Annotated in this window: 12 protein-coding genes; 3 read left to right on the top strand and 9 right to left on the bottom strand. The window is 70.1% G+C overall.

Annotation, left to right across the window (positions count from 1 at the left end):
* Nucleotides 1-133: 133 nt before the first annotated feature.
* Entirely contained in the window at nt 134-1,189 is a 1,056-nt protein-coding gene (locus tag BLV94_RS37260; RefSeq protein WP_072940011.1) for a polyprenyl synthetase family protein, read from the bottom strand.
* Between the two features lie 129 nt (nt 1,190-1,318).
* Here BLV94_RS37260 and BLV94_RS37255 point away from each other — a divergent pair, with 129 nt between their 5' ends.
* On the top strand, nt 1,319-2,581 hold the full coding sequence (locus BLV94_RS37255; RefSeq protein ID WP_072940008.1) for a geranylgeranyl reductase family protein: 1,263 nt from the start codon (nt 1,319-1,321) through the stop codon (nt 2,579-2,581).
* Nucleotides 2,582-2,584: 3 nt separating this feature from the next.
* Here BLV94_RS37255 and BLV94_RS37250 read toward each other — a convergent pair whose 3' ends face one another.
* From BLV94_RS37250 to menD, 5 genes are all read right to left on the bottom strand, one after another.
* Nucleotides 2,585-3,283: a demethylmenaquinone methyltransferase gene (locus BLV94_RS37250; RefSeq protein WP_072940005.1), complete on the bottom strand. Its 699-nt coding sequence runs from the start codon at nt 3,281-3,283 to the stop codon at nt 2,585-2,587.
* Nucleotides 3,284-3,345: 62 nt separating this feature from the next.
* The gene (locus BLV94_RS37245) at nt 3,346-4,722 is read right to left on the bottom strand and encodes an NAD-dependent succinate-semialdehyde dehydrogenase (RefSeq protein ID WP_072940002.1); all 1,377 of its coding nucleotides are present in this window, start codon (nt 4,720-4,722) and stop codon (nt 3,346-3,348) included.
* A 56-nt stretch (nt 4,723-4,778) separates the two neighbouring features.
* Nucleotides 4,779-5,924 (bottom strand): glycosyltransferase family 4 protein, encoded by a 1,146-nt coding sequence (locus BLV94_RS37240; RefSeq protein ID WP_206013061.1) that lies wholly within the window; start codon nt 5,922-5,924, stop codon nt 4,779-4,781.
* 72 nt (nt 5,925-5,996) lie between these two features.
* A complete protein-coding gene (locus BLV94_RS37235; RefSeq protein WP_072939998.1) occupies nt 5,997-6,437 on the bottom strand; it encodes a DUF3592 domain-containing protein in 441 nt (146 codons plus the stop codon).
* Nucleotides 6,434-8,056: a 2-succinyl-5-enolpyruvyl-6-hydroxy-3-cyclohexene-1-carboxylic-acid synthase gene (gene menD, locus BLV94_RS37230; RefSeq protein ID WP_072939996.1), complete on the bottom strand. Its 1,623-nt coding sequence runs from the start codon at nt 8,054-8,056 to the stop codon at nt 6,434-6,436. The genes BLV94_RS37235 and menD overlap by 4 nt, the downstream gene beginning before the upstream one ends.
* Before the next feature lie 93 nt (nt 8,057-8,149).
* On the opposite strand from menD, the gene BLV94_RS37225 reads away from it, so the two are divergent.
* Both BLV94_RS37225 and BLV94_RS37220 read left to right on the top strand, forming a co-directional pair.
* Nucleotides 8,150-8,746, top strand: coding sequence for a flavin reductase family protein (locus tag BLV94_RS37225; RefSeq protein ID WP_072939994.1), 597 nt, complete (start codon nt 8,150-8,152; stop codon nt 8,744-8,746).
* Nucleotides 8,747-8,806: 60 nt separating this feature from the next.
* Nucleotides 8,807-9,634 (top strand): siderophore-interacting protein, encoded by an 828-nt coding sequence (locus BLV94_RS37220; protein WP_072939992.1) that lies wholly within the window; start codon nt 8,807-8,809, stop codon nt 9,632-9,634.
* A gap of 54 nt (nt 9,635-9,688) precedes the next feature.
* Here BLV94_RS37220 and BLV94_RS37215 read toward each other — a convergent pair whose 3' ends face one another.
* The 3 genes from BLV94_RS37215 to BLV94_RS37205 are packed head-to-tail and all read right to left on the bottom strand — an operon-like array spanning nt 9,689 to nt 11,839.
* Complete coding sequence (locus BLV94_RS37215) at nt 9,689-10,135, bottom strand: DUF6918 family protein (protein ID WP_072939989.1); 447 nt, start codon at nt 10,133-10,135, stop codon at nt 9,689-9,691.
* A 45-nt stretch (nt 10,136-10,180) separates the two neighbouring features.
* Nucleotides 10,181-11,182 (bottom strand): o-succinylbenzoate synthase, encoded by a 1,002-nt coding sequence (locus BLV94_RS37210; RefSeq protein WP_072939986.1) that lies wholly within the window; start codon nt 11,180-11,182, stop codon nt 10,181-10,183.
* 3 nt (nt 11,183-11,185) lie between these two features.
* Nucleotides 11,186-11,839 carry a PaaI family thioesterase gene (locus BLV94_RS37205; protein ID WP_072939983.1) on the bottom strand — a complete coding sequence of 218 codons (654 nt, stop codon included), beginning with the start codon at nt 11,837-11,839 and terminating at the stop codon, nt 11,186-11,188.
* Nucleotides 11,840-11,865 lie beyond the last annotated feature (26 nt).

Below are 11,865 nucleotides of genomic sequence, written 5' to 3'. Positions count from 1 at the left end.
CCTTGTCGTTGTCACCCGATCACGGTCGTCCGAGTTTCGAGATCTTGATCATTCAACGAAACACGGTGGCGGGACGGTTCCCGTTCGGCGAACGAGATCGGGTGAAGACGAGTCCGGGTACTGACGATACGGCTCAGCCGACGCGCTCGATCGTGTAATCGACGAGCTTCACGAGGGCGTCGTTGGCGGGGCCCTGCGGCAGTTCGGCGAGCTGGGCGCGGGCCTGGACCGCGAACTCCTCGAGCTTCGCCTTGGCGGCCGCCATGCCGGGTGAGCGTTCGAGGAGGGCGAGCGCCTCCGCGACGTCGTCGTCGTTGGTGACGGGGCCGTCGAGGAGCACGCGCAGGCGGTCGGCCTCGGGACCCTCGTCGCGCAGCGCGTACAGGACGGGCAGCGTGTGCACGCCCTCGCGCAGGTCGGTTCCGGGGGTCTTGCCGGACTGTGCCGAGACCGACGAGATGTCGATGATGTCGTCGGAGATCTGGAAGGCGGTGCCCACGGCGTCACCGAGCCGTTCGAGCCGCTTCACGTGATCGGCGTCCGCACCGGAGAACGTGCCGCCGAAGCGCCCGCACGCCGCGATCAGCGAACCGGTCTTCTCCCAGACCACCTTGAGGTAGTGCTCGACCGGATCCTGCTCGCCGCGGAGCCCGATCGTCTCGCGCATCTGGCCCGTCACGAGTTCGGCGAACGTCTCGGCGATGATGCGCACCGCCTCGGGGCCGAGGGTCGACACGAGACGCGACGCGTGGGCGAACAGGTAGTCGCCGGCGAGGATGGCGACGCTGTTGCCCCACCGCGAGTTCGCGCTGGGCGCACCGCGGCGCATCGTGGCCTCGTCCATCACGTCGTCGTGGTACAGGGTGGCGAGGTGGACCAGTTCGACGACGGTGGCCGCCGTGACCACCGACGGGTCGGAGGCCTTCGGTCCGAGCTGGGCGGTCAGCACCGTGAAGAGGGGGCGGAAACGCTTGCCTCCCGCCTTCGCGAGATGCAATGCCGCCTCCGTCAGGAAATCCTCCCCGTCGGAGAGTTCACTGACCAGCAGTTCCTCGACTTGCTTCAGTCCTTCACGGACCGTGGCGGCGAGCTGCGGGTCGCCGAGATCGATCCCGGCGACCGTAGTGCCCACTACAGCGTCGGCAGCGGTGTGTGCTGCGCCCTCGGTGCTCACGTTCTCAGTACCCATTCCTGTCGTCAGTGACGGCGCGGCTCCGCGCCGTCGGTGGCGGCTCGGCTACCACGGTAGTGAACCTAGCGGTTCCGCCGCCCGTCGGCCTCGCCGCGGTCGTGTAGCGGAGCCTGACAGGATGTAGGCGTGGTCGCAGCAGAACAGTCGCCCGCGGGATCCCCGCTTCCCACCGCCACCGACGTCCTCGTCATCGGTGCTGGTCCGGCCGGGTCCTCGGCCGCCGCCTGGGCGGCACGCGCGGGACGCGACGTGGTCCTCGCCGACGCGGCGGTGTTTCCCCGCGACAAGACGTGTGGCGACGGACTCACCCCCCGCGCTGTCGCCGAGCTCGACCATCTCGGCCTCGGCGACTGGGTGCGGTCGAAGGGCACCAATCGCGGGCTGAGGCTCAGCGGGTTCGGGCAGGAGCTCGAACTCGAGTGGCCGGGCAGGTCGTTCCCGGCCGTCGGCAGCGCCGTGGCCCGCACCGAGCTGGACGACCGGATCCGCGCGACCGCTGTCGACGCCGGCGCCGTCATGGTGCAGGGCGCCAAGGCGATCGGCGTCGAACGCGGCGGTGACCGGGTGACGGCGGTGACCCTGAAAACGTCCGACGGGACCCACACCGTCGGCTGCCGGACGCTGATCGTCGCCGACGGCGTCCGGTCGACCCTCGGCAAGCAGCTGGGTCGCGAATGGCACCGGGACACGGCGTACGGTGTGGCCGCGCGCGCCTACATCGCCACCGACCGCAGCGCCGACCCGTGGATCACGTCCCACCTCGAACTGCGGGACGCCGCCGGGACGCTGCAGTCGGGCTACGGCTGGGTGTTCCCCCTGGGCACCGGCGAGGTGAACATCGGCGTCGGCACCCTGGCCACCGCCAAACGTCCGGCCCCGGGCGCGCTACGCCCCCTCCTGGACCTGTACACGGCGCAGCGCCGCGAAGAGTGGAACTGGGACGGGGAGTTGCGGGCCGTCGCGTCGGCGTTGCTGCCGATGGGAGGTGCGGTGTCGCACATCGCAGGCCGGAACTGGGCGATCATCGGCGACGCGGCCGCGTGTGTGAATCCGCTGAACGGCGAGGGCATCGACTACGGGCTCGAAGGCGGGCGCCTCGTCGCGGAGATCCTCGACGCCGACGACCTGACGCAGCTGTGGCCGTCGATCCTGAGGGAGCGGTACGGCCGGGCGTTCTCCGTGGCCCGGCGACTCGCCGGACTCCTGACCGTGCCCCGGGTCCTGCCCGCGTCCGGCCCGGTGGCGATGCGGTCCCGCGCGCTGATGACCGTCGCGGTGCGTGTGATGGGCAACCTCGTCACCGAGGAGGACAGCGACCTCACCGCCCGCGCGTGGCGGGCATCCGGCCTGGTGTCGCAGAAGGTCGACTCGCGACCGCTGTTCGGCTGACGGTCAGCGCGTGGCGCGGTGCAGGGCGACCACGCCGCCGGTGAGGTTGCGCCACTGCACGTTCCGCCAGCCGGCCGCCTCGATTCGCAGCGCGAGTTCCTGCTGGGTGGGCCAGGCGCGGATGGACTCGGCGAGGTACACGTAGGCGTCGGGGTTGCTGCTGACGGCGCGCGCGACCCGCGGCAGCGCCTTCATCAGGTACTCCATGTAGACCGTGCGGAAGGGCCCGAACACCGGCGTCGAGAACTCGCTCACCACGAGACGCCCACCCGGTTTGGTGACCCGGGCGATCTCGCGGAGGCCGGCGTCGAAGTCGGAGACGTTGCGCAGCCCGAAGGAGATGGTGGCGGCGTCGAACACGGCGTCGGCGTAGGGCAGGTGCATCGCGTCGCCCGCGACCATCGGCACCTGGCGGCCGCTGCCTGCCTGCAGCATCCCCTTGGAGAAATCGGTGGCCACACACCAGGCGCCCGACCGTCCGAGTTCGACGGTGGACACGCCGGTCCCGGCGGCGAGGTCGAGAACCCGCTCCCCCGGCTTCAGTGCCAGGGCCGAGCGCGTCGCCTTGCGCCAACTGCGGTCCTGGCCGAACGAGAGGATCGTGTTGGTGAGGTCGTAGCGCTTCGCGACGCCGTCGAACATCGACGCGACCTCGTGCGGATCCTTTTCGAGCGACGCCCGCGAACCGTGTGTAGTTGCCACGCCCGAAACGCTACCAACCGTGCCCGGCGCCGGCGTCGGCGCCGGGCACGGTGGCGCGGCGGTCACTTCTTCGAGACGCGGACCAGCTTCTTGTTGACGAACTCGTCCATCCCCCACGGACCGAGTTCACGGCCGACGCCGGAGCGTTTGACGCCGCCGAACGGCAAACCGGGGAGCGTCGTGCCGTGCTCGTTGACGTACGCCATCCCGACGTCGAGCCGGTCGGCCACCTCGCGGGCACCGTCGAGGTCGCTGCTCCACACCGAACCGCTGAGACCGTAGGCGGAGGAGTTGGCGAGTTCGACGGCCTCGTCGGCGGTGGCTACCTTGTAGACGACGCCGACCGGCCCGAACAGTTCCTCGCTGTATGCGCGCATCTCGGGGGTCACGTCGACGAGCAGCGTCGGTTCGACGTACGAGCCGGGACCGTCGATCTTCTTCCCGCCCGCGAGGAGCGTCGCGCCCTTGGCGACGGCGTCCTCGATCTGCTCGATCAGGGAATCCGCGGCGGTCTGCGAGGACAGCGGCCCGAGGACGGTCTTGGCGTCGAGCGGATCGCCCGTCGGTGTGGCCTTGAACGACTCGGCGAGTTTCGCGACGAACTCGTCGTAGTTCGGTTCCGTCACGATGAACCGCTTCGGCGAGTTGCAGGCCTGGCCGGCGTTGGACAGGCGGGCCCGGGTCGCCGTCTTGACGGTGGCGTCCATGTCCTCGGTGTCGAGGACGACGAACACGTCGGAACCGCCGAGTTCGAGGACGACCTTCTTGAGGTTGCGGCCCGCCGTCTCGGCGACGCTGATCCCGGCCCGTTCACTGCCGGTGAGGGAGACGCCCTGGACGCGCGGATCCGCGATCATGTCGGCGATCTGCTCGTTTGTGGCGAACACGTTGACGTACGCGTCCTCCGGGAGGCCGGCCTGCCGGAAGATCTCCTCCATCAGCAGCGCCGACTGCGGACAGTTCGGGGCGTGCTTGAGCAGCACGGTGTTGCCGAGCACGAGGTTCGGTGCCGCGAAGCGCGCGACCTGGTAGTACGGGTAGTTCCACGGCATCACACCGACGAGCGCACCGATCGGCCTGCGGTAGACCACGGATTCGTCGGCGCCGGGCACGTCGAGCCGTTCCGCCTCCAGCAGTGCGGGGCCGTTGTCGGCGTAGTAGCGGTAGATCGCCGAGGAGAGTTTGACCTCGCCTTTGGCCTCCCGGACGGGCTTGCCCATCTCGAGCGCGATCATCCGCGCCAGTTCGTCCTCGCGCTCGGCGTAGAGGTCCGCGGTCCGGCCCAGAATGCGGGCTCGTTCCTCGGCGGGGGTCGTCCGCCAGCTCAGGTATCCGCTGTGGGCGCGTGCGAGCGCCGACTCCACTCCCACATCGTCCAAGGTCTCGAATTCCCGGACGGTTTCACCGGTCGCGGGATTGACAGTCTTGTACTTCGCCATACCCCGGGCAACGACGAGCCGGTCGCTCGAATTCCCCGCCGACGCCGAGCCGCCGGTCAGGCGGCTCGGGTTTCGCGAAAGCCCTGACCGCCTGCGACCGCCACATAGTGGCCCAGCAGCTCGTCGCAGATCGCGGGCCACGTGCGGTGCAGCACCGACTGCCGGGCGGCCTCCCCGAAGCGGGCCCGCATGCGACGGTCCCGCAGCGCGTCGACGGCACTCGGCAGCAGTTCGCCGAACCGGTCGACCGGCAGCAGATAGCCGTTGCGGCAGTGCGCGACCAGATCGCGGGGTCCACCGGCGTCCGGTCCGATCACCGGCACCCCGCTGGAGAGCGCTTCCTGCACCGCCTGGCAGAACGTCTCGTGCTCGCCGGGATGGACGAAGACGTCCAGGCTCGCGTACGCCTCGGCGAGCTCCGCACCACCGAGTTGGCCGGTGAAGACCGCGTCGGGCATCAACCGCTGCAAGCGGCTCCGCTCGGGACCGTCGCCGACGATCACCAGCCGGACCCGCTGGTCGCCCGCCAGCGCGGCCAGCCGCTCGACGTGCTTCTCGGGTGCGAGCCTGCCCACGAAACCGACGACCAGCCGGTCGGAGCCGCCCAGCCAGGAGTCCCGCAGTCCGGTGCTGCGGCGGGACGGCGCGAATCGAGTGGTCTCCACACCGCGCGCCCAGCGGTGGACCCTCGGAATCCGCTGCTCGGCCAGGGCCTCGACCGCCGACGTGGACGGCGCGAGGGTGCGCGTGCAGCCCCGGTGGATGCGCCGCGTCCAGGCCCACGCCGCCCGGCTGGTGATGCCGAGGCCGTAGCTTTCGGCGAACCCCGCCACGTCCGTCTGGTACACCGCGACCGTGGGGACGTCGAGCCGGTGCGCCGCACCGAGCCCGCCCGCCCCGAGGAGGAACGGCGACGCCAGGTGCACGACGTCGGGGTCGAACGACCGCAGCGCGGCGGTGAGTCCGGGCTGCGGCAGACCCACCGGGAGCGAACTGACCTTGGGGACCATCACCGCGGGCACCCGGTGGACGGGCACACCGTCGTGTTCGGTCGGCGCCGGTGCCTGCGATCCGACCGTGTCCGGGGCGACGACCATCGCCTGGTGTCCGGTGCGCTGCAGATGGTCGAGAACCCGCAGCACCGAGTTGGTCACACCGTTCATGTTGGGAAGAAACGATTCCGCGACGATGGCTACTCTCACGCGCTCAGCGTGGCAGTGCTCGTGGTCACAGCAGCGAGATCGACGTGACTGTCGCGCGAAGTTCCGGGAAATTCAGGATGACACTGCCGGCGCGGACTCCGCCGAGATCTCGCGGCGCCGGAGATACCAGAGCACCGGTCCCGCGATCAGCCACGTCACCACGATCAGCGAACCGGCGGGGATCACGGCCACGCTGGCGTCGCGCCCGGACACGCGCACCAGGTCGGGGTCGCTGCGCGCGTACTCGACGTCGATCCGCTGACCCACCGTGAGGTTGGTCGGGTACAACACACCGAGTTCGGGGTTGTGCGTCACGCCGTCCGGGGTGACGAAGCTGATGGCCGACCGCAACGATCCCGCCGACAGCACCTCCGCCGTGGCCACGCCGCGATCGGATTGAATGGTGTGGTCGTTGCGCCAGGCGGCGAGGACGAGGAGCACGGCCAGGATCGAGATGCCGATCGCCGCCACCAGCACCCCGCGCCGGACCCGCCGCGTCACCCGCGCATTCACAGTTGTGCCCGCACCGCGGCGTGCAGTTCGCGCAGCCCGGAACGTTCGGTGGTCACCTCGAGCACCCGGATTCCGCGGTCGCCGGGCGCGTCGGGCGTGCTCAGCCGCGTCGACAGCTCACCCACCCCCACCAGGTGATGCTCCACCCGGTAGGCGGCGCAGAGTGCGGCGAGATCCATCCCGTGAGGAGTGCCGAAGACCCGCTCGAACACCCCGGCGTACTGCGGATCGCCCTGTTCGAGCAATTCGAAGATGCCACCGCCGTCGTCGTTGGCGACGACGATCGTCAGGTCCCGGGGCCGCGGTTCGCCCGAGCCGATGAGCAGCCCGGACGCGTCGTGCAGGAACGTGAGGTCGCCGAGCAGGGCCACCGTGCGTCCCTCCTCGTAGGCGAGCGCCGCCCCGACGGCGGCGGACACGGTGCCGTCGATCCCGGCGACACCCCGGTTGGACAGCACCCGGACCTTCGGCGCCGGATAGCTGACCAGTGCGGCGTCCCGGACAGGGTTGGACGCGCCGAGCAGCAACTGGTCGCCGTCGGTGAGGGCGTCCATGACGGCGGCCGCCACATGGAGGCCCGTCGCCTTCGGGTGGGCGGCGAGTTGCGCGCGCACCGCTTTGTCGGTGTGTTCGGACAGCGTGCGGCACCTGTTGATCCAGGCCCGGTCGGGTTCACCGGTCACCACCGCGCGGGTTCCGGTGGCCAGCACGTTCCCGGACACGTCGGGCCAGCGGGGGCCGGTGGTGAGCGCGTAGACGGCCACCGCCGGATCGGCGAGGACCTTCGACACGGACCGGTGCAGGGTGGGGCGTCCGGTGATGACGGCCTGCCGCGGCTTGAGCTGGGGCAGCGCCATCGGATGCACCGGGATGCCGTGCAGGGGCGCGGTCGGCTCGGCGACCGTCGGAAGGCCGGCGAGTTCCGGCCGAAGCGCCGATCCGTGCCCGGAGATCACGATGGTGTCCGCGGTGATGTCGAGGTCCATCGCCACGTCGAGCGTCGCGTGCTGGGTGGTGGTCCACGCCGCCCCACCCGGCCGTCCCTGCGGGACCGGGCCCTGCGCGTGCACGTCGGGGACGAGCGGTTCCCGGAGCGGGATGTCGAAGTGCACGGGTCCGGCGTTGCCCGACCTCGTGCCGCGCGCGGCGGCGAGGACCCGGCAGACCGCCGAACGCCACTGGCTGTTCTGCGCGTCGTCCTCGGCCAGGCCGAGGCTGACGGTCGCGCGCACCTGGCTTCCGAACAGGCCGAGTTGCTCGATGGTCTGGTTGGCGCCGGTGCCGAGCATCTCGTACGGGCGGTTGGCGCTGAGCACCACGAGCGGCACCCGGGCGTAGTTGGCCTCGAGGACGGCGGGACCGAGATTGGCGACCGCGGTGCCGGACGTCATGACGATCGGAACGGGACGCTTGCCTGCCACGGCCAGGCCGAGCGCGAGGAATCCCGCGGTGCGCTCGTCGATGCGCATGTGCAGACGCAGTCGGCCCTGGAGGTCGGCGGCCTGCAGGGCGAACGCCAGCGGCGCATTCCGCGAACCCGGGCAGAGCACGACCTCGCGTACTCCCCCGCGGACCAGTTCGTCGACGACCGCGGTGGCTTGAGCAGTGGACGGGTTCACGCCATCAAGAGTGTCAGATACTCCGGCACCCCCGTCCGGCGACCTGGCCGGGTGAGTTCACGGCCACATTCCGGGCGCTGACACCATGTGGGCATGCGCACTCTCTTCGATCCCGCCGAGCTACCTCCACGCCGCATCTACCAGGTGCTGACCGCCTCGGTGGTGCCGCGACCGATCGCGTGGGTGTCCACGGTCTCGGCGGACGGGGTGGCCAACCTGGCCCCGTACAGCTTCTTCTCGGTGTCCAGCACGCAGCCGCCGGTGGTGCAGTTCACGTCCGTCACCCGCAAGGACAGCCTCCGGAACATCGAGGCGACGGGTGAGTTCGTGATCAACCTGGCGACGGAGCCCCTGGTGGCGGCCGTCAACGCCAGTTCCGCCACCTACGGCAGTGATGTCGACGAGTTCGCCGCGCTGGGCATCGAGACCGAGCCCAGCGAGCGGGTCCGGCCGGTCCGGGTCGCGGGTTCGCCGGTCGCCATCGAATGCACCCTGCACGGGGTGACCCCGGTCGGCGACTCGTTCGTGGTGATGGGCGACGTCGTCACGATCGCGGTGCGTCCCGAGGCGCTCGCCGACGACGGGCTTCCGGACTTCACCGAACTCGCCCCGCTCAGCCGCCTCGGCCGCAACGAGTGGGGTCTGCCGCCGAGGGTCGTGATGCTGGACCGCCCGCACCGCCCCGAGTGACGGATCAATTGGTTAGGCTTACCTGATAATCGCACCGCAACCGGGGGAGCTACCACCGACATGGCCCAGCGCAGCAAGTTCGTCAAACCTCAGAGTCGCCGGATCGCGTCCGCACGAGTGGTCGCAGGCAAGCAGATCAGCCCGAACTTCGTCCGCGTCACCATCGCGGGTGAGGAACTCGACTCCGTCAGCCCCATGGGCTTCGACCAGTGGTTCCGGATGTTCATCCCCCAGCAGGGTCAGAGCACCCTGCGGCTACCGACCAGCGCGAGCAACCTCTGGTACGCCCAGTACAAGCTGATGTCCAAGGACACCCGGCCGGTAGTGCGCAACTACACGGTCCGCGAACTCCGCGTCGCAGGGTCGGGAGCGTTCGGCGACACCACCGAGATCGACATCGACTTCGCCTCGCACGGCGACCTCGGTCCCGCGTCGGCGTGGGCGAGCGCGGCGGCGGCCGGTGACGAGGTGGCGATCCTCGACGAGGGCCTGATCTACAACCCGACTCCGGACGCCGAGTGGCAGCTGCTCGTCGGGGACGAGAGCGCGCTTCCCGCAATCGTCGGGATCCTGCGTTCGGCACCACAGGACCTGCGGGCCGAGGTGTTCGTCGAGATTCCCGATGCCGAAGACGCTCAGGACGTTTCGGTGGGTGACGGCGTGAACGTGCACTGGCTGGTCCGCGAGGACGCCGACGCCCGCCCGGGGGTGCTCGCACTGAACACGGTGAAGCAGGCGGAATTGCCCGCCGGGCCCTCCTACACGTTCGTCGCAGGCGAGAGCGAGCTGACGACGGCGTTGCGGCGCCACCTGGTGAACGAGCGCCGCATCCCGAAGTCGAACATTTCGTTCACCGGGTATTGGCGCTTCGGTCACGCGGCCAACTGACCACAGGTGAGTGGCAAAGAGTGCCGGGGCACGCTTTGCCACTCACCTGGGTTCTCAGTTGGCGTGCTTCTGGACGAGAGCGCCCAGACGCGGAAGTGCCTCGATCACATTCTTCTTCGCCGACGGGCGCAGCGACGAGTACACCTTCTTGACAGCGCCGCGGTCGCTGCCCTCGATGCGCTCGTCGGTCACACCGAGCAGCGAGTCCGCGACCTCGTCGCTACGTGCGACCAGGTACTCGGAGAATCCGGCCTCACCGCTGGCGGTGAACGACTGCCAGTACGGTTCGAGCTTGGTGACGAACGCCGGCAGCAGACCCTCGATGGCGTCCGGCACGATCGACGGTCCCACCTTCTTGACGGCGCCGTATCCACCCTTGAGTGCCAGTCCCGAGGCCCCCGACTTGTCCGAAACCTCCGCGTCGATGAGAGCCTGGACGTCTGCGACGACCGCAGGAACGCGCGACTCGTCGAGCAGGGTTTCGTTCAGAGCTGCAACCACTTTCAATGCCTCCGTATTGACTGAGCGATCAGGTCCGGCCAGACACTATACGAAAAACCGGACGCCGCGTTGTTCGAGCAGGCCATGGCACCGGCGTGCCCGCTCGATCCACCAGCGTGAACGCTCCGCGGACGCGGCGAGAGCCGTGACGCGTTCGACGTCGGGTGCCACCGCCTCGACGGCGAGTTCACCGTCGACGGGTTCGCGGGCGCGGGCCACGTCCGCCTCGAACAGTCCCCCGGTACCGAGACCGCAAGCGAACTGCAATTCGGGGAGGGCCGCGGCGGCTGCGACACCGGCAGCGATGCCGACGGCGGTGTCCAGGGCGCTCGACACGACCACCGGCACACCGTGCGAGGACAACTCGTCGGCGAGCGACAGCAGTCGCCGCATCCCGCCGAGCGGGGCGACCTTCACGACGGCCACGTCCGCGCCGCCTGCCCGCACGACCTTCAGCGGATCCTCGGCCCGCCGGATGCTCTCGTCGGCGGCCACCCGCACGTCGGGCATCCGCCTGCGGACCTCCACCAGCTCGGGCACGCTCGCGCACGGCTGCTCGGCGTATTCGAGCGGACCGTCGGCGGTCAGTGCTCGCAGCGCGGCCTCGGCCTCGTCGACCGACCAGCCGCCGTTGGCGTCGACGCGCACGTTCGGGACGAGCGCGCGGACCGCCCGCACCCGCGCGACGTCGTCGTCGAGGGTCTGACCGCCTTCGGCCACTTTCACTTTCGCGGTCCGTGCACCGGGGTACCGCGCGAGCACGTCGGGCACCCGGGCGGCGTCGACGGCGGGGACGGTCGCGTTGATCGGCACCCGCGTTCGCACCGCGGGCGGCGGTCCGAGCCAGGCATCCTCGATCGCCGACTGCAACCAGTGCGCCGCCTCGTCGTCCGCGTATTCGGGAAACGGTGCGAACTCGCCCCATCCCGCGGGACCGCGCAGCAGCAATGCTTCTCGCGTCGTGATGCCGCGGAACCGCACGCGCATGGGCAGACTCACCACGACCGCGTCGGCCAGAACCTCCCCGACGGAGGGCAGGGACGTCACGGGTCAGGGCTGCCCGGGCAGGAGCACCAGCATGAGCGCCTCGCATTCGGCGAGGAGCGTCTCACCGTGTGTCATCCGGGCGGTGATGTACGTCTTGCGCCCGTCGACGCGGTCCACCTTGCCTTCGATGGCGAGCGTGGTGTTCAGCGGTGTGATCGCGCGGTAGTCGACGTGCAGGTACGCGGTGCGGCTGATGGGCCGGCCGTACGCGTGGACGATCATGCCCATCAGGTCGTCGAACAGCAGCGGCAGCGTGCCGCCGTGCGCGGCGCCGTTCCCCCCGAGGTGGTAGCGGCGGAACATTCCGGTGCTTCGCACCCCGTCGGGCCCGAACTTCTCGATGTTCCACGGCGGCAGAAGGAGACTCCCCCTGCCGGGCAGTTCGATCGTGCGGCCCGCCGGCGACCGCCCCTCGGGCGCGACGTGCGGCCCGAGCAGTTCGGCCAGTTTCTCCACCTGGTCCGCGGCCGCGGCGAGCACGTCGTCCGGGGCGTCCACGGACACCGCGAGGTCCTGCAGCGTGCGCATTCCGTCGACGAACCGGGCCCAGTCGGGACCGGGCGTCACCGGCTCGTACTTGGGGAACCCGCCGTGGTGCTCGTACTCGTCGTCGCCGTCGTAATCGAGACGGGTGACGTCCGCAGCCTGTTCGCTCATACCTGCACGGTAAACCCGGGCAAACT

It is taken from the genome of Rhodococcus koreensis, from assembly GCF_900105905.1.
Classification (GTDB): Bacteria; Actinomycetota; Actinomycetes; order Mycobacteriales; family Mycobacteriaceae; genus Rhodococcus_F; species Rhodococcus_F koreensis.
This window is presented reverse-complemented; position numbering and strand designations above follow the sequence as displayed.

Excerpts from the sequence above, each read along its gene's own strand:
- BLV94_RS37260 (WP_072940011.1), bottom strand. The coding sequence starts at position 1,189 with ATGGGTACTGAGAACGTGAGCACCGAGGGCGCAGCACACACCGCTGCC.
- BLV94_RS37245 (WP_072940002.1), bottom strand. The coding sequence starts at position 4,722 with ATGGCGAAGTACAAGACTGTCAATCCCGCGACCGGTGAAACCGTCCGG.
- BLV94_RS37225 (WP_072939994.1), top strand. The coding sequence starts at position 8,150 with ATGCGCACTCTCTTCGATCCCGCCGAGCTACCTCCACGCCGCATCTAC.
- BLV94_RS37220 (WP_072939992.1), top strand. The coding sequence starts at position 8,807 with ATGGCCCAGCGCAGCAAGTTCGTCAAACCTCAGAGTCGCCGGATCGCG.
- BLV94_RS37205 (WP_072939983.1), bottom strand. The coding sequence starts at position 11,839 with ATGAGCGAACAGGCTGCGGACGTCACCCGTCTCGATTACGACGGCGAC.